Source organism: Synechococcus sp. CC9616 (assembly GCF_000515235.1).
Taxonomy (GTDB): domain Bacteria; phylum Cyanobacteriota; class Cyanobacteriia; order PCC-6307; family Cyanobiaceae; genus Parasynechococcus.
Window position 1 is genome coordinate 261921 of record NZ_KI911558.1, and the last position, 21892, is coordinate 283812.

A 21892-nucleotide genomic window follows, 5' to 3' on the forward strand; every position below is an offset into this window, starting at 1 on the left:
GTTCAGATCGGGACAAACTACCAACCAGCAGCCAGTCAGTAGGGCTCAGCGGCCAGTAATGCTCGACCAGCGGGATCGCAGATCACCGATCACTTTCTTGCGGTCGGTGCTGCGAATCATGTTGCGCAGCAGAAAGTTGATCAGCCAGATCAGGCCTGTCAGTTCGAGCAGTCCGGAGACCAGGGGCAGATTGTCGATCGTGCTGACAATGCCGCCGTAGATCTTCAGCAGGACGACCAAAACGATCAAGCCGAAGCCAAGCTTGATCGGAGTGCCCCATTTCCCCCAGAGATCCCCGAGATCCTGGCCGTTGAACCACTGGCGAAGTTTGTCCTTCAGCAGATCCCATTCACCACCTTCGGAGGTCTCCTGCGCAGGGATTTCAACGCTTGTGGAGAAAGCTGGATCGAGGGTTGCGGCAGGAGTGGGCGATGGAGTCGGTGCTGGAGTTGGCTGAGGGGTTGCCTCCGGCGTGGGAGTGGGTGTCGGGTCAGGCTGTTGTGTCTCCTCGATCGACCCCATGAAGGCGTTTAGAGCTAACAGGAATTTTATCGGAGCTTTCCAGTTACGACGCCCTATCGAGATAGAATGAAGGACGGCGGTTCAACCCTCGTATGACGGATTCTGTGGGGCCTGTCGGCGGCGGTCCTGGCGGTTCCGACGATCGGATTATTCAGACGGACCTACGCAACGAGATGTCGCGCTCCTATTTGGAGTATGCGATGAGTGTGATCGTGGGTCGGGCGCTGCCCGATGCCCGCGATGGTCTCAAGCCCGTGCATCGCCGGATCCTTTACGCGATGTATGAGCTGGGCCTCACCAGCGACAGGCCCTATCGCAAATGCGCCCGTGTGGTGGGCGAAGTGCTCGGCAAATATCACCCCCACGGCGACACCGCTGTGTACGACGCCCTGGTGCGCATGGCACAGGACTTCTCCATGTCGATGCCCCTCATCGATGGGCATGGCAATTTCGGCTCCGTGGACAACGATCCACCGGCAGCCATGCGGTACACCGAATCGCGATTGCGGGCACTGACCACCGACAGCCTGCTGGAGGACATCGAGGCTGAGACGGTTGATTTCGCCGACAACTTCGATGGTTCCCAGCAGGAGCCCACGGTGCTTCCCGCCCGGATCCCTCAGCTGCTGCTGAATGGTTCGGCAGGAATCGCGGTGGGGATGGCCACCAACATTCCGCCCCATAACCTCAATGAGCTGATTGACGGGTTGCTGGCGTTGATCGCCGATCCCGAGATCAGCGATCAAGAACTGATTCGGTTGATTCCTGGCCCCGATTTCCCCACCGGCGGTCAAATCCTGGGTCGCGATGGCATCCGCGACACATACCTCGGCGGTCGGGGCTCCGTGACGATGCGTGGGGTGGCTGGTATTGAAACGCTGGAGGTCCCCGGTCGCCCGGACCGTGATGCGGTCATTATCACGGAGCTGCCATATCAGACCAACAAAGCGGCGCTGATCGAGCGGATCGCCGAACTGGTCAACGACAAGAAGCTTGAAGGGATCTCCGACATCCGCGACGAAAGCGATCGTGATGGCATGCGGATCGTCGTTGAGCTCCGACGGGATGCCTACCCACAGGTGGTGTTGAACAATCTGTTCAAACTCACTCCGCTTCAGAGCAACTTCAGTGCATACATGCTCGCGCTGGTGAACGGCGAGCCGATCCTGCTCACCCTGCGCAAGATGCTCGAGGTGTTCCTCGACTTCCGGGTCGAGACGATCGAGCGACGCACCCGCTACCTGCTGCGCAAGGCGGAGGAACGCGACCACATTCTGCTGGGCCTGCTGCTGGCCCTCGATCAGCTGGACCCGATCATTGCCTTGATCCGGGCTGCTCCCGATACGGCGACTGCACGCCAACAGCTGCAGGAACGCCATGGACTTTCGGATATCCAGGCAGACGCGATTTTGCAGATGCAGCTGCGTCGGCTCACCGCCCTTGAAGCAGACAAGATCCGTCTCGAACACGAGGATCTGGTCACCAAGATCGCCGACTACAAGGACATCCTTGGCCGCCGCGAGCGGGTGTTCGGGATCATCCAGGCTGAGCTTGGTCAGCTACAGGATCGCTACCCCATCCCTCGTCGCACGGAGATCCTTGACCTCGGCGGTGGACTCTCCGACATCGACCTGATCGCCAATGAGCGGTCTGTGGTGCTCCTGACCGAGACCGGTTATCTCAAGCGGATGCCCGTCAGTGAGTTCGAAGCCACCAGCCGCGGGACGCGTGGCAAGGCCGGCACCCGGAGCCAGGGGGAGGATGCCGTGAAGCTGTTCATCAGCTGCAACGACCACGACACCTTGGTGTTGTTCAGTGATCGAGGCGTGTCCTATGCCTTGCCCGCCTACCGGGTGCCCCAGTGCAGTCGGACTGCGAAGGGCACGCCGGTGGTGCAGCTGTTGCCGATTCCCCGGGAAGAGGCGATTACATCGTTGATCCCTGTGTCGGAGTTCAGCGACGACACCGACCTGCTGATGCTCACCACCGGCGGTTTCATCAAACGCACCCGGCTTTCGGCCTTCAGCAATATCCGTTCCAATGGCCTGATCGCCATCAACCTGGAAGAGGGCGACGCCCTCACCTGGGTGCGCTTGGCCGTTCCCGGCGACAGCGTCTTGATCGGCTCCAAAGCCGGGATGACCATCCACTTCCGTCTCAGTGATGAGGAGTTACGGCCCCTGGGACGCACAGCCCGTGGTGTGCGTTCGATGAATCTGCGGGATGGCGATGCCCTGGTGAGCATGGATGTATTGCCAGTGGAACTCGCCGATCAGGTTGCTGCCAGCGCAGAGGATGAAGAGGACTCAGCCAGTGAGGGGCCCTGGGTGCTTGTGGCCTCGGCCTCCGGTTTGGGTAAGCGTGTGCCGGTGACGCAATTCCGTTTGCAGAAGCGTGCCGGTATGGGCCTGCGGGCGATGAAGTTCCGCACCGAGGCCGATGAGCTGGTGGGCCTGAGCGTCCTCGGTGCCGGCGAGGAATTGCTCCTGGTCAGCGAGAAGGGGGTGATTGTGCGCACCAGCGCCGATGCCATTCCCCAGCAGTCGCGGGCTGCCACGGGTGTGCGTCTGCAGAAGCTGGACAAGGGTGACCGGCTGCTCAAGGTGGTGCTGGTGCCGCCGGAAGCCGACGACGACAGTGAAGATGACGACAGCGCTGCCGGTGAGGCTGCACCTGATCAGGACAGCTGACCTTGCCGCCAAACGTTGATGTGCTGGTGCTGGGGGGCGGTCCTGCCGCCCTCTGCATCGCGTCTGAACTGAATCAACGAGGCGTGGCTGTTGCGGGCATCGCTCCCGATCCGCTTGATGCTCCCTGGCCGAACACCTACGGCATCTGGGCCGATGAATTGAAAATGGTGGGGCTCGAGCAGCTGCTCGAGCACCGCTGGAGCGACACCGTCAGTTATTTCGGCGCAGGCGGCACAACGGCTCAGGATCAGAGCTATGGCCATGGCATCGACTATGGATTGTTCGATCGGGCCGCGTTGCAGCGGTATTGGCTGGAGCGCGCCGACGGCGTGGTGTGGCATCAAGACACCGTTCAGCGGCTGGAGGTGAACGGTGCAACCACAAGCGTGAGCTGTGCATCGGGAGCCACGTTGCAGGCACGCTTGGTGATTGATGCCTCCGGCTCGCGTACGCCTCACATTCGCCGCCCGGATCAGGGGCCGGTGGCGGGGCAGGCGGCTTACGGCGTGGTGGGGCGCTTCTCCCCACCCCCGATTGATGCGGGCCGGTTTGTGTTGATGGACTACCGAAGCGACCACCTCAGCGAGGCGCAGCGCCGTGAACCGCCCACCTTCCTTTATGCGATGGATCTGGGTGATGGGGTGTTTTTCGTGGAAGAAACCTCGCTCGCCTTGGCACCGGGCGTTCCCTATGACGTGCTCAAGCAACGGTTCCAGCAACGCCTTGATCAGCGCGGTGTGCTGATCACTGAGGTGATCCACGAGGAGTTCTGTCTCTTCCCGATGAATCTGCCGTTGCCCGACCGCAGCCAGCCGGTGCTGGCCTTTGGCGGTGCGGCGAGCATGGTGCATCCTGCGTCGGGCTACATGGTTGGGGCGCTGTTGCGCCGGGGGCCTGATATGGCCGAGGCGATTGCTCAAGCGCTTGTCAATCCAGCCCTGGGCTCAGCGGCCTTGGCGCAACGGGGATGGCAGGCGCTTTGGCCGATCGAGTTGGTGCTGCGCCACCAGCTGTATCAGTTCGGCTTGGGGCGGTTGATGGGATTCAACGAAGCCCTGTTGCGCACCCACTTCGCCACTTTCTTCGCCCTTCCACGGGAGGAGTGGTTTGGCTTCCTCACCAACACCCTGCCGCTGCCACGACTCATGGGCGTGATGCTGCGACTGTTTGCAATGGCTCCATGGGAGCTCCGTCGCGGTTTGGTGCTGGGAGCTCCCGCAACTCAGAGCCCCACGTTCGCCCAATCCAGTGGCTGAATCAGAGGGAACAGGCGATCTTCGGAGTGAACGGCTTCGAACCAGCCATCCGGGAGTGGTTCCACCCCGTCCATTGCGCTCATCAACTGCCAGAAACGTTCCAGGTGTCGTTCAATCCGTTCCTTCGCCAAGCCGGTGGTGGTCCCGGCCCTCAGGATGAAGCTCCAGTCCGATGACTGGGCCAGCAGCAGTTCCCTCGCGGCCTGTTGCAGCAGGAGCAGATCAGCTTCTCGTGCCACTCCGCGGCTGCAGCGTCGCACCATGGCATCACCGGCTCGCCCCCACTCGGCCACAACCCAGGCGTTGGTGTCATTCAGCCAGTAGTTGTGATAGCCACCCTGTCCCCAACTCGATGGACAGGGATCGCACAACTGCAGCTGCCCCGCTGCGCTCAGCACATCTCGCAGACGGGTGAACTGCACGCCCTCCGCAGGTCCCTGATGGAAGAGCTCTGAGAGGAATCGGGGACCTTCAAACCACCAGTGCCCGAACAGTTCAGCATCGAATGGGGCGACCAACAGAGGGCTGAGTTCCATCGAGTTGGCCAATCCATCCAACTGCCGTCGTCGTCCTTGCAGGTAGTGGCGCGCGTGCTGGCCAACGCGTTGTTCGGCAATTGCTGGTTGGTAGGGCTGTTTTTGGTCCAGCGGCAGCTGATGATCGGTCACTCTGTGCAGCTTGAGGCCGAGGGGACGGGGCTGTTGCAAGCCCAGAGGAGCAAGGGCCTCGAGGGGAAGATCCCAGCCCAGGTCGCGATGGAACTCCCGGTAGTGGGGATCACCGGGATAGCCATCTTTGGCTGACCAGACCGGCAAAGTGGCTTCACTGTCCCGGCCAAAAAAGGCAACGCCATTGCGGCTGCAGATCGGGGCGTAGACACCGAAGCGGGGCCGTGGTTTGCCATGCAGCAGGCCATGGCCGTCGAGAACGGCGTAGCGCAGCCCGGCGTCGCGCATCCAGAGATCGAGGCCTTCGTAGTAAGCGCACTCAGGCAGCCAGATCCCCAGGGGACGCTCTCCGATCAGTCGCTGGTGTTCGCGCACCGCTGTACGCAGCTGACCACGGATCGCTTCAGGGTTCTGGCGGAGCAGGGGCAGATATCCATGGGTTGCGCCGCAGGTCAGCAGGTCTGCAACGCCTTGCTTCTGAAGACGCGCAAAACGTCCGATGAGGTCCCCGTCGCAGTCCAGCCAGCCCTGTCGGTGGTGCTTGATCGTGCTTTCAAGATGCTGAGCAGCCGTCTTCAGGGCCTCGTCAGCACGTGGCAACAGCTTGAGCCTGTCGTCCAGCCATTGCGGAAAGCGTTGCTTCAGTTCCCCATCACTGAGGAGCGAGAGCAGCGTTGGAGACAGCCCGATGGTGATTCTGGGCTGCACTCCAGGGGCCTGGACGGCCTGCTCCAGGACAGCCAGAAGGGGGAGGTAGCACTCGATCAGGGCCTGGAAGAACCAATCCTCCTCAAGCGATCCCGGCTGAGTGGAACGGACGTACGGCAGGTGGGCGTGAAGAACCAGGGCGAGAGCGCCTTTGGTCACGGAACCACCAGAAAGGTCACCGAATTTAGAACGGGCGGACAGTCTCACCTAAAGTTACTTAACTCATAGTCATTCCGACTAACGCCTGCTCCTGGAGAGTCGCCATGGCCAAGGATCCTGGTCGCGTACTGATTTTTGACACCACCCTCCGGGATGGAGAGCAGTCTCCTGGAGCCAGCCTCAACCTCGAGGAGAAGCTGGCCATCGCCCAGCAGCTTGCACGGCTTGGGGTGGATGTGATCGAAGCTGGCTTCCCGTTTGCCAGTCCCGGAGATTTCTCGGCAGTCCAGCGGATCGCCCAGCAGGTAGGGGGCGAGCAAGGCCCCATCATCTGTGGTCTCGCCCGCGCTTCCAAAGCCGACATCAAGGCCTGTGCGGATGCCGTGGCACCGGCTCCATGCCGACGCATTCACACGTTCATCGCCACCAGCGACATCCATCTCGAGCACAAGCTGCGCAAGACCCGCAGTGACGTGCTGGCAATCGTGCCGGAGATGGTGAGCTATGCCCGGTCGCTTGTTGAGGACGTTGAATTCTCCTGTGAAGACGCGGGTCGCAGTGACCCTGAGTTTCTTTACGAGGTGATCGAGGCCGCTGTTGCCGCCGGGGCCACCACCATCAACATTCCCGACACGGTCGGCTACACAACGCCGACGGAATTCGGGGCTTTGATCAAGGGAATCAATGATCACGTCCCGAACATCGGAGAGGCTGTGATCTCCGTTCATGGCCACAATGATCTGGGGCTGGCCGTGGCGAATTTTCTGGAGGCGGTCAAGAACGGTGCCCGTCAACTCGAGTGCACGATCAACGGCATTGGAGAACGTGCCGGCAATGCTTCCTTGGAGGAGCTGGTGATGGCAATGCATGTGCGTCGTCGTTACTACAACCCCTACTTCGGAAGAGACGTTGATAGTCCGACTCCTCTGACAGGAGTGCGTACGGAAGAAATCACCAAGACCTCCCGTCTGGTGTCCAACCTCACCGGCATGGTGGTCCAGCCCAACAAGGCAATCGTCGGTGCGAATGCCTTTGCCCACGAATCAGGGATTCACCAGGACGGGGTCCTGAAAAACCCACTCACGTACGAGATCATCGATGCCCGCACCGTCGGCCTAAGTGACAACCGGATCTCCCTGGGCAAACTCAGTGGCCGCAGTGCTGTCCGGGCGCGTCTCGAAGAATTGGGTTACGACCTGACCCGTGAGGATCTCGATGAGGCCTTTGCCCGGTTCAAGGACCTGGCGGATCGCAAGCGAGAAATCACTGATCGCGATCTTGAGGCGATTGTGAGCGAACAGGTCCAGCAACCGGATGCTCGCTTCGTGCTGAAACTGGTTCAGGTCAGTTGCGGCAGCAGTCTGCGACCAACGGCCACGGTGACACTGGCTGATGAAGAGGATGGTGAACGAACCGGCTCCGCTGTCGGTACCGGACCGGTTGATGCGGTCTGTCGCGCTCTCAATGACCTTGCCGGGGTCCCCAATGAGCTGGTTGAGTTCTCGGTCAAATCTGTCACGGAAGGCATCGATGCCATGGGCGAGGTCACCATCCGACTGAGACGGGATGGTTCCCTGTTTTCAGGTCATTCCGCCGACACCGACGTTGTTGTTGCCGCCGGGCAGGCGTTCATTAATGCATTGAATCGACTGGTCGCTGGTATGGAGAGACGGCCTTTGCATCCCCAGAAGGATGTGGTGTCGGTTGAAACGCGCCCAAGCCTCTGACCCGGCATGAGCCGTCGCGTCCTCGTCTCGGTTCTGCAGCTACTTGTGCTGCTGCTGCTTGCCTTGCTGGTGTTGGTGCCGCTGCTTTGGCTGGTCAGTACCTCTTTGAAGGGACCGGCTGAAGACATCTTCAGTAGCCCTCCTGCCCTGCTGCCTTCGGAGCCCAGTCTTCAGGCCTACGTACGCTTATTTCAGGACAACCCGCTCACCACCTATCTGTTGAACAGCACCGTGGTGAGTGCTTTGGCTGTGCTCGCGAATCTTCTGTTCTGCTCGATGGCGGCCTATCCACTGGCCAGGATGCGGTTCGCGGGCCGCGGCCTGGTTCTGGGGCTGGTGGTTGCCACGATCCTGATCCCGTTCCAGGTGGTGATGATCCCGCTCTATCTACTGATGGTTCAACTGGGGTTGCGCAACACACTGGTGGCTCTGGTGATTCCTCAGGCGGCGACCGCGTTTGGTCTCTACCTTCTTCGCCAGAGCTTCCTCGGTGTTCCCGTCGAACTTGAGGAGGCGGCGCGGATTGATGGCTGCAGCCGACTGGGTGAATGGTGGAACGTGATGATCCCTGCCGCTCGTGCCGACCTGATCACTTTGGCGATGTTCGTCTTCATCGGAACCTGGAGTGATTTTCTCTGGCCTCTCGTGATTCTTGATGACCCAAGCCTCTACACGCTGCCCCTTGGTTTGCAGCAGCTCTCCAGCAGCTTCGGTCTTGATTGGCGAATCGTGGCGGCTGGATCTGTGGTCTCGATCCTCCCGGTGCTCGTGCTGTTTGTTCTGCTTCAGCGCTTCATTCTTCCAAGCGCGAGCGGTGATGCCGTGAAGGGTTGACCTAGAACAAGGCGTTCGCCGCTTCTGTTTGTGTCGCTTCAGGATCTCGACCGTCTGATGGCCTTGCGTCAGCAGGATCCCGCGCTGGCCGACCGACTACGTCAGCCACTCGACCTCGAATCATTTGTGGCGCTGGCTGCTGAATTCGGTTGCTCTGTGACCGAAGCCGATGTCTTTGAGGCTCAGCAGCGGGAAGATTCCCAGCGCTCTGCTGAGGAACTGCAACGCCAGCAGGCCGATGAGTCTCGCCGGTTGCGATCGTTCATCCAGGGGTGACCTGCTTTGGTGGCCGCCGTCACCTACCGACGTGTCTTCAATGACTGACAAAATCGGGGCGCCGAGCGAGCTTGCACTTTGATAAAAGAGAGTGATGGTCCTTCGTCAGGACGGCAAGTCCAGGGCATCCTGGAATTCTGGAGACGTTGATGAACGTCAACCGATCATCCGTCTTCGCACTGATGTTCCGTCTCCTGCTCCAGTGAAGAAATCGCCATTCCTGAGCTGGAGCGACCTGATTGGCGAGCGCTGAGAGGTCCTGAACCCCATCCAGCGCGGCCGTCGGAACGCCTTAGTCCTCGAGGCGTACGACGTCAGGAGTCGTTCCGTGCACTTCACCAATCCAGCGAGCGTGCCGGACCGCGCCGTCATGGGTGTGGAAGATCCAGGCATCCGCCGGTGATTCCAGCGTTTCAATCACCTGGCTCTGGGTATTCACCCCCAGATAGCGGCCTGCTGGCAGGGACCGCAGCACATAGCGCTCGGCGTAGTTGGAGAACATGGCCCTGTAAGGGTTTCATCAAACCCATAGCGATATCGAGACAGTGTGAGACTCGTTATGCGGAATGTCTCCATTTTTTATTCCAGCAGCGTTAATAAGCTGTGTTGTTGCCAGATCAGACCTCTTGGAGGCTGGAATCGCGTCTGATGGCCGCCATCGCGAAACCAGGGTTCGGGCCATGGTGTGAGGGTCAATTCTTCGGCATCAAGGCCCCAGGCGGTGTCCAGCCAACGTTGCAGGTCGGCCTGTTCGGGGGCTTCCGGTTGCTGCCAGTGCACCACGGCCAACTCACGCGGTGTTGATGTCAGCGTCACAATGCGGTGATGCGGCTCACCGTCCTCCGCTGGGTGCTGGGACTCATCGAGGGATTCCTCGCTGACAAACAGGCGGAGTCCATGCTTCTCATCGGATTGAGGGAGCTGGTATTTGTTCAGATAGAGGCGTCTTGCCCTGGGAAAGGCTGCTCCCGGAGCCTTTGCCATCAGAGCGTTGTAAGCATTTTGCAGCGTCTGTTTCATGCCGAACATGGTCGAAACGTCCTGCATGAAATGATGGAGACAATTGCGGGACTGTCCAGTGATGAGGTCACATCGCTCCCGATATCGCCTTGCTGGCCTTGATGGTCAGCCCCATCCAGTGCTGGACACCACCTACGACAGTCTGGAATCCGCTCTCACGGAAGCGTTGAACTGGTGCTCGGGTCAGGGAGCTTCTTGCGCTCCGGCACAACGGGGAATTGCTGTGCAGGTCTGCACCGGAACAGGGGCCTGGAGAACCATCGATTATCCGAGGAGCTGTCTTGTGCAGCCCTCTCGGAATCAAGTCTGATGACCTGGGTCAGCGTTGACCTCTGTTTGGTTCCGATCGGTGTCGGGGTGTCGTTGTCTCCGTTCATTGCAGCTTGTCAGCGGCAGATCGCCAAATCCGGACTTAAGTCCCAGTTAGGCCCGAACGGCACTGCGATTGAAGGCCCCTGGGAGGAGGTGATGGCCTGTGTCCATGCCTGTCACCAGGACGTACATCGGATGGGCGCACCGAGGATCTACACGACGTTGAAAATCAACACACGCACTGATCGGAATCAGTCCTTTGAGGACAAGGTGAACGCGGTGGAGCGATGTCTCAACCCCTGAGAATCTTGAGAAGTTATGGGGGAAACAACATCCATTGCTTGAAATTTGAGACCAATGAGAACAGTTTTGAGTCGCGTCTGTGCGTCGCTGCCGCTCATCCTTCGCTCTGCTGCTGCTGTTGATCACCAGCCTTGGGACAATCGCTGGCGCCAGGGCGGCCACCTGGGAGCGAATCGGTGGCTATGTGCGCTTGATGCGGCGCGCTGGTGTGGAGTCTTTGGTGGCTAAAGATTGCCCGGAGGGTCTTCTCGGAGCTTTCCATGAAGGACGGCAGGTGTTGCTGATGTGCGGCAACAACCTCCCGGATGATCCGGCCTACGTCTGGGTGGTGCTTGCCCATGAATCCGCCCACGTCATGCAGTTCTGCAACGGCGGACCGTTGATGCCTGCCGCCCTGCTGACCCAGGAAATGGACCGAGCACGTCGGACGACTCCCGATGCATTTCATGAGTTGAAGCTCTATCACGTGAGTCAGCATCACGTCGAAGTCGAAGCTCGTCTGGTGCAGGCGTTGCCCCCGGATGAGGTGGAAGCTCTGTTCCATCGACACTGCGGCGATCGGCTTGAGCGCTGAGGTCCTTGCAGAACGGCATCGCGACAACTGGCTTGTGGTGGTGGAGAAACCTGCTGGACTGCTCAGTCAGCCTGGACTTGGAGCGGATCAGCAGGATTCCTTGATCACGCGCCTGCAACAGAAAGAACCTGACCTGCAGCTTGTTCATCGTCTAGATCGCGATACGTCGGGGGTGTTGTTGCTGGCCCGTGGGAAAGACGCCTTGCGCCGCTGCAGTGCCCTGTTTGCCAGCCGGCATGTCCGAAAGCTTTACGTCGCTGATGTGATGGGAATCATGCTGGGTAGCGGAGCGATCCATGGTCCATTGGCGCGTTTGCAGCGTCATCCGCCGCGTTATGGCTTCCATCCGTCTGGTCGTCCTGCCCGGACCCGCTGGAGAGTGCAGCGGTCACAATTGGGTTCGACCCGTTTATGGCTGGTTCCACTGACCGGTCGTTCCCATCAGCTGCGCTCCCATCTGGCCGAGCGCGGTCACCCGATCGTGGGTGATCCCATCTACGGCGCTCGAGGCTCCTCACGTCTTCAATTGCACGCCGTCGCTCTTGCCTTCCGACATCCCTTCACCGGTCAGAGATGTCGCTTCCTTTCTCGGAACCCGTTGCCATGTCCATCCCCGCAGAACTGATCGGCTATGGCGCTGCAGCGTTAACCACCGCGAGCTTCTTCCCTCAGGCCGTCAAGACTCTGAAGAGCGGAGACACCCGGGCGATTTCCCTGGGGATGTACACCCTGTTCACCTGTGGCGTGACGTTATGGACCATTTACGGCGTCATGGCCGGTGATGGTCCTGTGATCGCCGCCAACGTGATCACCCTGATCCCCGCAGCGGTGGTGTTGCAACGCAAGCTGGCGGATCAGCTGCGATAACTCTGACGGGCGGGAATCGGATAAGGGATCCGGCGATGACGCATCCGCCGCCACACCCGTACAAATGCCTTCACGACAAGTTCCATTTCCGCTCGACTCAGGGAGCTTTTGCGGAGCTGACCGTCACGTAATCGGGCCTCCGCGATGGAGCGGACGGTCTCGACAGCCTGTTTCTCGGACGTGTCTGGAGGCAGTGAGCGCAAGGCTGCTTCACAGCCATCGGCCAGCATCAGCACCGCCGTTTCCCGTGATCGAGGCGCCGGTCCGTGATAACGGAAGCGATCTTCATCCACGCCGGGGTCGCGCTCCCTGGCCTTGTGAAGGAAGTAGCCCATCTTCAAGGTGCCCTGATGTTCGGGGATGAAATCCGCCAATGGACGGGGTAGCCGGTGACGACGTGCCAGCTTCAGGCCTTCATCTACATGGGCCTGCAACACGGCGGCGCTGGCGATCGGATCGTCCAGTTCGTCGTGGGGGTTGGGGCCGCCTTTCTGGTTTTCAATGAACCAGTCGGGTGCGTGAAGTTTGCCGACGTCGTGATACAGCGATCCTGTCTTGATCAGGTCCACATCAGCTCCGATGGCTCGAGCCCCTTCCTCAGCAAGCCCGCAAATCATCAGGGTGTGTTCGAACGTGCCGGGAGCTTCCGAGGAGAGTCGGCGCAGCAAAGGACGTTCCTGGTCTGCCAGCTCCAGCATCCGTGCGCGGGTCAGCAGCCCAAATGATCCCTCCAGGATTGGAATCAAAAGCAGGGCGGTCATCAGCAGCAGACCCAGCACCAACGCCTCTGTTGCCAGCTCATCCAGACCGCCGGACACACTCACCCAGGGGCTCCAGCCTGTGTAGGGCTGGAGCTGGAGCAGCAGCCACTGGCCAAGGAAAGCTCCGAGCGGAAGCATGACCGCCATCTGAAGTAGCTGCCCACGGCTCCGTTGACGACCAGCCAGCAGGGCCCCGGCGGCGGCCACCGTAGAGGCCATCAGGAGTCGTCCGTCACCCAATCCACTCACTTGTTCTGGCCAGAGAAGGCTTGCGATGGCAAGCCATGCCAGTCCACAGCCAGGTCCCAGCCCCTCGGTTAACACCAGCGTGGGTGGGACCAGAAGTGCCAGAGGAATCACATTGGCGCCGAACCAAAGCTTGGCTGCTTGTACCAACAGAAGAAATCCAAGAGCCAGCAAGGCATGACGGACCTCGAGGGTGGGGCGTTCACGCCGCATCACAAGCAGCATCACGCCGCAGCCCGCAAGCGCTTCGATGAAGCGTCCAAGCCAGATCAGAGGTTGTGGTTCGCGCCGAACCTTCCCGAAATAATCGAGAACGTCGTAGGCCTGGGGGCTGATCACTTCACCCTTGCGTGTGATCAGGTCTCCCTTGCGAACCTCAATTGTGGGAATGCCCTGTTTGGTGAGCTGCTCCTCAATCAGCTGCTTGCTGAGGGTTGGGTCCGTGCGCAGGTTGCTGCTGCCCTGAAGCGTGTTTACAAGCAGCTTGCTGGCCAGGGTTCGTGCTGCCGGTTCGTCGATCTCCAGCGGTAGATCCCGCATCTGGATACCGGCGGCGCGACGCAGCTCCGCAGCTGCGAGGCTGCTCACAATCCCCTGGCTGAGCATCCGGTCAGCAGCGCGGAGCACCGCCTTGTCCCAGGCGAGATGTTCAGCTTCGCTGCGTTGCTTGAGCCAGCGCTGTTCCTGAGGCGACAGGTTCACCGGGCCGATGCGAGCGGCGGAACCGCTCTCCGTCACCTGCTGCAACTGTTTGAGCTGCTTGTTCAGTCGCTCCTTCAGTTGAATGCTCTCGTCCTTGTCGATGACCTGAACAACCGAACGGGCGACAAGGGTGGACCGTCTTTGCTCCAGTGCAGAGCTGTCCTGAACTAAAGCGTCTTTGGGCGCAACAGCATCGAACGGTGCCAGCGAGCCAGGCTGCAGATCTGGCTTCAGAAGCCAGGGAATGCTGGAGAGGAGCGCAACTGCAATGCAAACAATCAGGAGAACTGCCGTCTGGAGACGGGTCCAGCGCAGCAGTCTGCGACTTGGGGCCTGATGTTGCAGCCAGCCTCGCCAGAGGAGGCTCGCCCGAAGGATGCTCACATCAGGGAGGCGAACCGAGAGGTCCGGATTGACGCGTTCACGCTAGCTGTCCTGTCAGGGCATGCTGGAAGCAGTGGAAGCTAGATCACATGGCCCTGCGGCTTGATGGCAAGGCTTTGTCCACACAGCTGGAACAGCGCCTCGGAAATCTGATCGCTGGTCATCTTGATCGGGTCGAACGGCCTCCCGGTCTGGCTCTTTTGCGCGTTGGGGATGACCCGGCCAGTGGCGTTTACGTGGCCAACAAGGAAAAGGCCTGCGCCCGGGTTGGGGTATTGAGCACAGGGATCCATCTCAGTGCAGGTTGCTCTTCTGACGACGTGCTTCACGAACTGCAGCGCTTCAACACGGACCCTTTGGTTGATGGGATCCTGCTGCAGCTGCCCCTGCCGAATGGCCTCGATGAGGGGCCTTTGCTCACGGCAATCGATCCCGACAAGGACGCTGATGGTCTCCATACGTTGAATCTTGGTCGGCTGCTCAAAGGTGAACCGGGCCCGCGCAGCTGTACGCCAGCCGGCGTGATGGCACTACTGCGCAGCAATGGTTTCGATCCAGCCGGCAAGCGAGCTGTTGTGGTCGGCAGGAGCATCCTGGTCGGTCAGCCGATGGCCCTAATGCTTCAGTCGGCTCATGCCACGGTGAGTGTGGCTCACTCACGCACCAGAGATCTGGCAGCGCTAACCAGGCAGGCGGAGATTCTCGTGGTGGCCGCCGGCCGGCCGGGGATGATCGGTGCTGAACATGTCAGTCCCGGTGCCGTCGTGGTGGATGTCGGCATCCATCGCAAACCGGAAGGGGGACTCTGCGGCGATGTGCGTGCCGATGAGGTGAGTGAAATTGCCGCTGCTCTCAGCCCAGTCCCTGGGGGTGTTGGGCCCATGACGGTCACGATGCTGCTTGTGAATACTGTTCTGGCCTGGTGCCGTCGACACGGCATTGATCATGGCCTGGATGATCTGATCAGCTGAACTGACCGATGTCGCTTCAATGGCTCTTCCCCACACCAGTGCTGCAAGTTGATCTCGAGCCTGATGCCGAGATCGTTGAGGCCATGAACGCTGAAATTGAGTCGTTTGATCACAACGTCTTCCTCCATCCTGAGTTCAGCGATCGCAACAATCTCACCGGTGATCTTCTCGGGCATGCCGGTCTGGACCAGCTGCATCGCATGGATGCTTTTCAGTGGCTGAATCAACGCCTGGCAGAGCAGACCAGCCTTTATCTCAAAGAACTCCTTGGACCCGAGCATGGGCTTGAAGTTCATATTCAAAAAGCCTGGCCCGTTGTTTGTTCCAGAGACGGTGGCTCAATCGAACTGCATAGCCATCGCAATGCTCAGCTGAGCGCGGTTTTCTACGTGCGAGTGGACACGGATAACAGCAGCGGTGAGATTGAGTTTCAGGCTCCTGATGACTACTTCAGCCACGTCATGGCGATTCCATACCGCGATGCCGCTGTTTCAGGAGGCATGTTTTCGCCAAAGCCGAATCGCCTGTTGTTGTTTCCATCCGATTTACGACACCGTGTGATGCCGTATGAAGGCCAGACTCCTCGATATTCCGTGTCATACGACCTGGCGGTGACGACATCCTCCGGCCGCGGCAAGGAAATGCGAATGTCCCACCCGATGGATTGGGTTCCGCTGACGATGTTCAGTCCTCAGGTTTGAAGAGTATTCGCCGCAATCGTCGCTGCAGTCTCCACAATCCTTGAGCCATGGAGGTGGCGGTTGACGACTGGTTGTCAGCGAGTAGTAAGCGCAGACGCCCTTGGATGGCCTCTGCCTCGGCCTTCATTTCGAAGCGCTCACTTGAGTTGAGCGTTTCAGGGGTGAGTTTTTCAAGCAGACGTTTCGAAACCTGCAGATGATGCAGGACCCGACTGGGCACCCGTTCCTGTCGGAGCTGCTGACGGGTCTCCTCCACTGCCGATTCAACAGCTCGCGCCAGTCGTTTCGGTTCCTGATTCTGCAGAACCTCTCCGACGATCCGACGGCGATGGCGACGTTTCAGGCGCGAAGGCTGGCTTTGCAGACCAAGTTGAAATTGTCCTTCCTCGACGAGGCGTTGCAGGATCAGCGTTGGCATTGCATTGTTGATCGCTGCTTCAAACGGGAACTGGCGATCAAAGGTTGGCGCGAGATGGCGGCGCTGCTGGATCAGCAGCAAACCAATGGCCTGCCATGGTTCACGGAGATCACTCGAAAGTTCTTCAAGCTGTTGCTGCAGCTTTTGGAATAACTGTTCGCAGGCCGCGACGATCGAATATTGGTTTGGGGCTTTGCAGAGGTCGTTGAGGTACGTCTCCACCAGGGAGAGTTGAGAGAGCTCTTGCTCGAGCGTCTCTCTGGAATCCAGCCGATAAGCCTCCTTCACCCAGTCTGGATCCAGCCCGAGCACATCGATCTGTTGTCGGAGTTTCAGGCGGCGATCGACCCAGCCGTAGGGGAGCTTCGTCTCAGGGGCCAGCTGCAGTGCGGTTTCGATGTATTCGACCTCAGTGCGAGACACGCTGGCCGGCAGAACGGCAACAAGTGGTCGTTTGAATCGCGTATATGCCTGCGGGTCTTCATCCAGGAGTTGCCGCATGGCAGACAGACGGCGGTTGCCGTTGATCACCACGCCAGTCGCATCGACCAGCAGCGGCTCTGTCTGGACCTTCAGTCGTCGCAGCTCCCGCAGAATCGGCCCCCGTTCATCTGCGGCTTTTTTCAGCAACAGTCGGTGCAGCAGCTCCTGGGTCTCCGCTTTGTCCTCTTGCTGATGGAGTCGCGTCAGTTCGGCCGGACGCTGAGAGAACTCCTCTTGCAGCGAGGCCAGTAGTCGCCCGTTATCCACGCGATAAACCAGCAGGTCCTGGTCCAGATGGACCGTCGGCAACTGCGTTGGACCGTGACGGAGGCTGATCCAGTGACTGGCGACGATTCCTGAGCAGGCGTTTTCGATGCGATTCCGCCGCTTCGCAGGGTTCTCGATGGGGTCGAACACCTGACCTCCAGGGTTGAACAGGAGGTCCAGTGTCTTCGCAATCGCCCTGCCTGAGAGAATCCCGCCAGCTCAGGCCTCTTCATGACCGACGGCTTTGATTTCAAGGCCTATCTGAACCAGGCCAGGCAACGGGTGGAAGCTGCCCTGGATGGCTCCCTGGCTCCGGAGCGGCCCGAGTCCCTGCGAGAAGCGATGCGTTATTCCCTTCTGGCCGGCGGCAAGAGACTGCGTCCGATTCTTTGTCTGGCGGCCTGCGAACTCGCTGGTGGCGACGCGGAGCATGCGATGCCAACAGCGGTGGCTCTGGAGATGATCCACACCATGTCGTTGATCCACGACGATCTACCCGCCATGGATGACGATGATCTTCGCCGCGGCCGGCCAACGAATCACAAGGTGTATGGAGAAGCGGTGGCGATCCTGGCCGGCGATGCCCTGCTCACACGGGCCTTTGAAATGGTGGCGCTGCGCAGTCCAGGCGTCCCGCCTGAGCGTTTGCTCAAGGTGGTGGGCGAGTTGTCGCTGGTGGCTGGTGCCCCCGGTCTCGTCGGCGGTCAGGTTGTGGATCTCGAGAGCGAAGGCAAGGAGGTGGATTTCGACACCCTGGAGTACATCCATCTCCATAAGACCGGCGCCTTGCTCAGCGCTTGCGTCATCACCGGTGCCACGATCGGCGGCGCTGATCCTGCACTGATCTCCGCCCTGCGGGTTTACGCCCGCGGCATCGGGCTCGCCTTCCAGATCATCGATGACATCCTCGACATCACCGCCAGCAGCGAGGTGCTGGGCAAAACAGCCGGAAAGGATCTGGTTGCTGACAAAACCACGTATCCGAAGTTGTTGGGACTGGAGGAGTCCCGCCGGCGAGCGGATGCCTTGGTCGGGGAGGCCAAAGATGTTCTCAAGCCATGGGAGCAACGTGCGATGCCGTTGCTGGCGCTAGCAGACTTCATTACCAGCCGCGACCGATGATTGAGACGGCCCCCAGCCATGCCGTGGTGCATGAACTGTTCGACAACGCGTCACTCGCCTGGGGATTGACTGCCTGCGGCTTGGCCCAGCTCTCCAAGCTGTTCATTGAACTCATCCGCTTTCGCCGCTGGCGACCAGCTGTTCTGGTCGAAACCGGTGGCATGCCATCAAGTCATTCAGCGCTGGTAACGGGCACGGCTGCTGGCCTGGGTTGGACGATGGGCTTTGACCATCCTCTTTTTGCATTGGCGGCCACCGTCGCCTTCATCGTGATGTACGACGCCAGCGGAATTCGCCGTGCGGCAGGTTTCACAGCCGAGCGCGTCAATGCCCTGCCCGATGAGCTCTGGACCGAGACCCTTGAGAAACCACTCAAGGAAAGTCTTGGCCACAGCCGCATGCAGGTTCTTGTCGGCAGCTTGATTGGCCCTACCATCGCCTTGCCCGGTTTGGTGTTTCTCGGTTCGCCACTGCATCTGCTCGGTGTGATCGGAGCGGGATTGGGGTGAGATCTGCAGCGAAGCTGACTGCCGATCAGAAGAAAGCGTCGGAAGCGTTCTCGGAATGGCTGAAGCAGCCCGCTGATGGCCTGCCGTTCGTTTTGAGCGGATTCGCTGGCAGCGGCAAAACCTTCCTGTCGATGCGACTGCTGCGTGAGGTTGAGGAGAGGGGCCTGTGCTGGACCGTGGTGGCGCCAACGCACAAGGCCGTCGGCGTGTTGCGACAAGCGCTTGATCTGGAAGGTCTCATTCCCACCTGGTACCCCTCCACGATCCACCGTCTGTTGCGACTCAAGCTCAAGCGGCAGGGAGATGCGGAGGCTTGTGAACCCACCGAGCAGACGGCGATGGCTCTCGAGCACCTCGGGCTCGTCCTGGTGGATGAGGCCTCGATGGTGGACAGCACCCTGCTGGGCATCGCGCTGCAGTGCGCCCATCCCTTCAAGACGCGGCTGGTGTTTGTTGGTGATCCAGCCCAGCTGCCACCTGTTGGCGAGCCTGAGAGTCCTGTTTTCGTGATGCGCCGCGCCTGTTGCGCCTCACTCAGCGAGGTGGTGCGACATCAGGGGCCGGTGCTGCAGCTGGCGAGCCGGCTTCGTGATGGAGGGCTTCCCTGCCGAAATCCTCCGTTGCTGCCGGCCATCAAGGATGAGCGCGGCCAGGTGATCTGCACCGACAAACAAAGCTGGCTGGACCAGGCTCGCAAAGCTCTGCGGCAGGCATCGGTTCAGGACAATCCAGACGCAGCAAGAATTCTTTGTTACACGAATCGCACCCTCGAGAGGCTGGTTCCCCATGCCAGACGAGCCATTCATGGTGAGATGGCGGACCAGATGCCGGTTCTGCCTGGTGAAGTGTTGATCAGCCGCTCGGCTGTGATGGCACCGGCCTCCCGTGATGGCGCTGAAGCCGGTGAAGAACCGGACATGGTGCTTGGCTCCAATCGTGAGGTGGTGGTGCTGGATGTGGCGCCTGAAGCCTGCGATCTGGCGGACTTTGGCTGTTCCTCCAGCGATGGCCCGGTGCCGGTGATCGAGACCCTCTCCGCAACCGTTCGTGCCGGCGAGCTGGACCTGACCCTTCGCCTTCAACCTCCGGTGGGGTCTGTCGCTCGGTCACTGCTGGATGAAGCGATGCAGCGGCTGCGCCAACAGGCACGGGATGCCGGCAAGAAAGGAGGCCGGTCCATCTGGCGTCGTTATTTTCTGATCAGAGATGCCTTTGCATCCCTTGGCCCTGCAGCGGTATTGACGGTCCATCGCAGTCAGGGCAGCACGTTCGGAGATGTGTTCGTGGCTCCCGACGTGTTCTGGCCGCAGGACCTGACCCTGCGTCGTCAGTTGGTGTACGTGGCGGTCAGTCGAGCCCGAACCGGGGTGTGGCTGGTGGGCCAGGGCGAGGCTGTGGAAGAGCGTGCTGTCTGGCTGGATCGGCTCAGATCCGGGTCAACCCCGTCAGCCCCTGCCATCCCAGATAGCCACCGAGAACAAGGCTGACGCTAGCCACAACCAACTCTCCACGGGCGAAGAGCAGCTGTTTGCAACGCTCCAGAATCGGCAGAACCCGCCCTCGCCCGATCAGCACGGCCAGACACGGCAACAGCATCAGAACACTGGCCGTCAGGGTGAACAGTGCGCTGCCGGCCATCTCCTGGCCGATCGGCATCCCGGCAGCCAGGATGACGGAGGCCGCCTTGGCGAACAGCAGCAGGTCGTCCGGGGTGACGACCTGAACAAGGGCACTGAGCGCGATCAGCAAGGGCATGGGCATCGCGGTGAGACGATCCACCGTGCGCGTCCAGCCCGGCGGGCCATCACTTTTGGTGATGGCGTTCAGACACTCTCTGCCCCCAAGTGTGAGCAAGGCGCCTCCGCCGATCAGATCAAGCCCGGTCCTCGGATGGGAACCATGCGTCATGTCCAAGACAAGACCATGCCCAAGGGTCAGCAAGGCGATCAAGGTGAGCAAGGTTGTGAGAATCCAGGCACCAAGAAACAGACCACCGCGTCGCAGTGGTGAAGGACCGAGCAACAGAAGCAGCAGAACGGCGATGTGCAAAGGCGAGATCGCCATGCCGATGCCGAAAGCGGTCAGATCACTCCAGAGAGAAGCTTCAGTCATGTCGTCCGGTGTCCGGCATCTGCAGGCAATCAATCTGGTGGTTTCGGATCAGAAGCCCTCAAGCGGTTGCGTTGGGGCATTCCAACGCGAGATCGCTCTCTTGCCGCGTTCCCAGCCCAGCACGCTCACGGATGCCGTGCCGAGTTTGAAAAAACTGCCGCCGGAGGCGCCAAGGCCCAGCCAGGTGCCAGTGAGAGCCCTGAGGATATGGCCGTGGGCAAACAGGGCGACATCCCCTTCGCCTGGAGCAGCCAGGGCTTCGTTGATCGCTGCTTCGCATCGAGCCTGCACCTGCACTGCGGTTTCACCGTTGGGGCAGCCATGGCACCAGACCGTCCAATCGGGAATGGTCTCGCGGATCTGTGGCGTTGTGATGCCCTCGTAATCGCCGTAGTTCCATTCCAGGATCTTCTCCTGAATTTGCATCTGAGCCCCGAGTCCGGCCAGCTCACAGGTTCGGCGTGCACGTTGGAGAGGTGAGCTGAACACGGCGGCAAAGGCCTGTTTCGCAAGGATGGGAGCCAGGGCCTTTGCTTCGGCCTCTCCCTGGGGTAGTAACGGCAGGTCGGTGTTGCCGGTGTGCCGCCCGTTCAAGGCCCATTCCGTGGCTCCATGGCGCAGCAGCCAGAGCTGACGTTGTGTGTCGGACATGGAGTGAACAGCCAGTGGTCACCCGTTCAGGATGCCCATGCTCGGATCGATCCGCTGCAGCTTGCAGTCCTGATCACGTCGATCATGCGCTCGCCGTCACATCTTCAGGATCAAGGCTGCCAAGCCGATGCCTACCCCCAAGCTCACGATGCCGAGCAGGGCGCGCCAGAAGGCTGTGCTCCGTGGATTGAAAAAGTCCTGATTCATGGCACAACGCTGATCGTCGGCCCAGCCTCGGCAACGGTTGTGGGAAAGGGGAAGCGGCGAAACACCTTGTGGTTCAGTTCGGAAAGTGATGCGTTGTAGTGCGCGTCGGCGACCACGCTGTAGCGATATCCGAGCACCACAGGCTGATCCAGGTCGGCTTCACATCCGCGGATGAAGGTGTCAACCGTCGCGGCTTCGCCGCCTAGACGTGCCTCTGGAATGCGCACCTTGAAAGTGCCCTCACCTTGTTTCCAGCGCTGGCAGGCGAGCTGGGCGTCTTCCGGGCTCTTATGCATCCTCAGGGGAGGTCGTCGCTGGGCACTCACCACATCCATCCCAATCAAGTGCACCACGGTGATGGTGAAAACGATGGTGAAACGGAACATGGCCTCGTCTGGGCACACCCATGACGTCGACCTAGCCAGGGAGAGCCTGGCAGTTG

General features: G+C 60.3%; 25 protein-coding genes. 16 read left to right on the top strand and 9 right to left on the bottom strand.

Annotated features, from left to right (window positions below):
• Positions 1-45: 45 nt before the first annotated feature.
• Positions 46-522: a CAAD domain-containing protein gene (locus tag SYN9616_RS18050; RefSeq protein ID WP_051410904.1), complete on the bottom strand. Its 477-nt coding sequence runs from the start codon at positions 520-522 to the stop codon at positions 46-48.
• A 92-nt stretch (positions 523-614) separates the two neighbouring features.
• Between SYN9616_RS18050 and gyrA the strand changes: the two genes are divergently transcribed.
• Positions 615-3212 (top strand): DNA gyrase subunit A, encoded by a 2598-nt coding sequence (gyrA, locus tag SYN9616_RS0101540; protein ID WP_028951560.1) that lies wholly within the window; start codon positions 615-617, stop codon positions 3210-3212.
• Between the two features lie 2 nt (positions 3213-3214).
• Positions 3215-4468: a lycopene beta cyclase gene (gene crtL, locus SYN9616_RS0101545; RefSeq protein ID WP_037990566.1), complete on the top strand. Its 1254-nt coding sequence runs from the start codon at positions 3215-3217 to the stop codon at positions 4466-4468.
• Here crtL and SYN9616_RS0101550 read toward each other — a convergent pair.
• Positions 4435-6003: a glycoside hydrolase family 57 protein gene (locus tag SYN9616_RS0101550; RefSeq protein ID WP_028951562.1), complete on the bottom strand. Its 1569-nt coding sequence runs from the start codon at positions 6001-6003 to the stop codon at positions 4435-4437. The genes crtL and SYN9616_RS0101550 overlap by 34 nt on opposite strands.
• 104 nt (positions 6004-6107) lie before the next feature.
• Here SYN9616_RS0101550 and SYN9616_RS0101555 point away from each other — a divergent pair, with 104 nt between their 5' ends.
• From SYN9616_RS0101555 to SYN9616_RS16965, 4 genes are all read left to right on the top strand, one after another.
• Positions 6108-7730 carry a 2-isopropylmalate synthase gene (locus tag SYN9616_RS0101555; RefSeq protein WP_028951563.1) on the top strand — a complete coding sequence of 541 codons (1623 nt, stop codon included), beginning with the start codon at positions 6108-6110 and terminating at the stop codon, positions 7728-7730.
• A 6-nt stretch (positions 7731-7736) separates the two neighbouring features.
• The gene (locus SYN9616_RS0101560; protein WP_028951564.1) at positions 7737-8564 is read left to right on the top strand and encodes a carbohydrate ABC transporter permease; all 828 of its coding nucleotides are present in this window, start codon (positions 7737-7739) and stop codon (positions 8562-8564) included.
• 30 nt (positions 8565-8594) lie between these two features.
• Positions 8595-8840: a Nif11-like leader peptide family natural product precursor gene (locus SYN9616_RS0101565; RefSeq protein WP_028951565.1), complete on the top strand. Its 246-nt coding sequence runs from the start codon at positions 8595-8597 to the stop codon at positions 8838-8840.
• Between the two features lie 94 nt (positions 8841-8934).
• Positions 8935-9093, top strand: coding sequence for a hypothetical protein (locus tag SYN9616_RS16965; RefSeq protein WP_156918620.1), 159 nt, complete (start codon positions 8935-8937; stop codon positions 9091-9093).
• Positions 9094-9132: 39 nt separating this feature from the next.
• Here SYN9616_RS16965 and SYN9616_RS0101575 read toward each other — a convergent pair whose 3' ends face one another.
• Both SYN9616_RS0101575 and SYN9616_RS0101580 read right to left on the bottom strand, forming a co-directional pair.
• Positions 9133-9342: a hypothetical protein gene (locus SYN9616_RS0101575; protein WP_028951566.1), complete on the bottom strand. Its 210-nt coding sequence runs from the start codon at positions 9340-9342 to the stop codon at positions 9133-9135.
• A gap of 77 nt (positions 9343-9419) precedes the next feature.
• The gene (locus tag SYN9616_RS0101580; protein ID WP_232199880.1) at positions 9420-9887 is read right to left on the bottom strand and encodes a hypothetical protein; all 468 of its coding nucleotides are present in this window, start codon (positions 9885-9887) and stop codon (positions 9420-9422) included.
• 34 nt (positions 9888-9921) lie between these two features.
• Here SYN9616_RS0101580 and SYN9616_RS0101585 point away from each other — a divergent pair, with 34 nt between their 5' ends.
• The 5 genes from SYN9616_RS0101585 to SYN9616_RS0101605 all read left to right on the top strand — a co-directional run bounded on the left by SYN9616_RS0101585 (position 9922) and on the right by SYN9616_RS0101605 (position 11916).
• Positions 9922-10170 carry a hypothetical protein gene (locus SYN9616_RS0101585; protein WP_028951568.1) on the top strand — a complete coding sequence of 83 codons (249 nt, stop codon included), beginning with the start codon at positions 9922-9924 and terminating at the stop codon, positions 10168-10170.
• Positions 10170-10475 carry an MTH1187 family thiamine-binding protein gene (locus SYN9616_RS0101590; RefSeq protein WP_037990568.1) on the top strand — a complete coding sequence of 102 codons (306 nt, stop codon included), beginning with the start codon at positions 10170-10172 and terminating at the stop codon, positions 10473-10475. The genes SYN9616_RS0101585 and SYN9616_RS0101590 overlap by 1 nt, the downstream gene beginning before the upstream one ends.
• A 79-nt stretch (positions 10476-10554) precedes the next feature.
• The gene (locus SYN9616_RS0101595) at positions 10555-11049 is read left to right on the top strand and encodes a hypothetical protein (RefSeq protein ID WP_028951570.1); all 495 of its coding nucleotides are present in this window, start codon (positions 10555-10557) and stop codon (positions 11047-11049) included.
• Positions 10997-11674, top strand: a complete 678-nt coding sequence (locus SYN9616_RS0101600) for an RluA family pseudouridine synthase (RefSeq protein WP_084218287.1) — start codon at positions 10997-10999, stop codon at positions 11672-11674. Before SYN9616_RS0101595 ends, SYN9616_RS0101600 begins: the two co-directional genes overlap by 53 nt.
• Positions 11653-11916 (top strand): SemiSWEET family sugar transporter, encoded by a 264-nt coding sequence (locus tag SYN9616_RS0101605; RefSeq protein WP_028951572.1) that lies wholly within the window; start codon positions 11653-11655, stop codon positions 11914-11916. Before SYN9616_RS0101600 ends, SYN9616_RS0101605 begins: the two co-directional genes overlap by 22 nt.
• Here SYN9616_RS0101605 and SYN9616_RS0101610 read toward each other — a convergent pair.
• Positions 11904-14003 (bottom strand): HDIG domain-containing metalloprotein, encoded by a 2100-nt coding sequence (locus SYN9616_RS0101610; RefSeq protein WP_028951573.1) that lies wholly within the window; start codon positions 14001-14003, stop codon positions 11904-11906. The two genes, SYN9616_RS0101605 and SYN9616_RS0101610, sit on opposite strands and share 13 nt — an antisense overlap.
• Positions 14004-14098: 95 nt before the next feature.
• Here SYN9616_RS0101610 and folD point away from each other — a divergent pair, with 95 nt between their 5' ends.
• Together folD and SYN9616_RS0101620 are read left to right on the top strand one after the other, a co-directional pair.
• On the top strand, positions 14099-14980 hold the full coding sequence (folD, locus tag SYN9616_RS0101615; protein WP_028951574.1) for a bifunctional methylenetetrahydrofolate dehydrogenase/methenyltetrahydrofolate cyclohydrolase FolD: 882 nt from the start codon (positions 14099-14101) through the stop codon (positions 14978-14980).
• Positions 14981-14988: 8 nt separating this feature from the next.
• Entirely contained in the window at positions 14989-15681 is a 693-nt protein-coding gene (locus tag SYN9616_RS0101620) for a TIGR02466 family protein (RefSeq protein ID WP_028951575.1), read from the top strand.
• Here the strand turns inward: SYN9616_RS0101620 and SYN9616_RS0101625 are convergent.
• Positions 15665-16999 carry a hypothetical protein gene (locus SYN9616_RS0101625; RefSeq protein ID WP_028951576.1) on the bottom strand — a complete coding sequence of 445 codons (1335 nt, stop codon included), beginning with the start codon at positions 16997-16999 and terminating at the stop codon, positions 15665-15667. The two genes, SYN9616_RS0101620 and SYN9616_RS0101625, sit on opposite strands and share 17 nt — an antisense overlap.
• Positions 17000-17080: 81 nt before the next feature.
• Between SYN9616_RS0101625 and crtE the strand changes: the two genes are divergently transcribed.
• The 3 genes from crtE to SYN9616_RS14950 are packed head-to-tail and all read left to right on the top strand — an operon-like array spanning position 17081 to position 19967.
• Positions 17081-17971, top strand: coding sequence for a geranylgeranyl diphosphate synthase CrtE (gene crtE / locus SYN9616_RS0101630; protein WP_028951577.1), 891 nt, complete (start codon positions 17081-17083; stop codon positions 17969-17971).
• The gene (locus SYN9616_RS0101635) at positions 17968-18480 is read left to right on the top strand and encodes a divergent PAP2 family protein (RefSeq protein WP_028951578.1); all 513 of its coding nucleotides are present in this window, start codon (positions 17968-17970) and stop codon (positions 18478-18480) included. The genes crtE and SYN9616_RS0101635 overlap by 4 nt, the downstream gene beginning before the upstream one ends.
• Positions 18477-19967, top strand: coding sequence for an ATP-dependent RecD-like DNA helicase (locus tag SYN9616_RS14950; RefSeq protein WP_051410905.1), 1491 nt, complete (start codon positions 18477-18479; stop codon positions 19965-19967). The genes SYN9616_RS0101635 and SYN9616_RS14950 overlap by 4 nt, the downstream gene beginning before the upstream one ends.
• Here SYN9616_RS14950 and SYN9616_RS0101645 read toward each other — a convergent pair.
• From SYN9616_RS0101645 to SYN9616_RS14955, 3 genes are all read right to left on the bottom strand, one after another.
• Positions 19906-20592 (bottom strand): GAP family protein, encoded by a 687-nt coding sequence (locus tag SYN9616_RS0101645; RefSeq protein ID WP_028951579.1) that lies wholly within the window; start codon positions 20590-20592, stop codon positions 19906-19908. The two genes, SYN9616_RS14950 and SYN9616_RS0101645, sit on opposite strands and share 62 nt — an antisense overlap.
• A 48-nt stretch (positions 20593-20640) precedes the next feature.
• Entirely contained in the window at positions 20641-21243 is a 603-nt protein-coding gene (locus tag SYN9616_RS0101650) for a histidine phosphatase family protein (protein WP_028951580.1), read from the bottom strand.
• Positions 21244-21446: 203 nt separating this feature from the next.
• Positions 21447-21836 carry a hypothetical protein gene (locus SYN9616_RS14955; protein ID WP_051410906.1) on the bottom strand — a complete coding sequence of 130 codons (390 nt, stop codon included), beginning with the start codon at positions 21834-21836 and terminating at the stop codon, positions 21447-21449.
• Positions 21837-21892 lie beyond the last annotated feature (56 nt).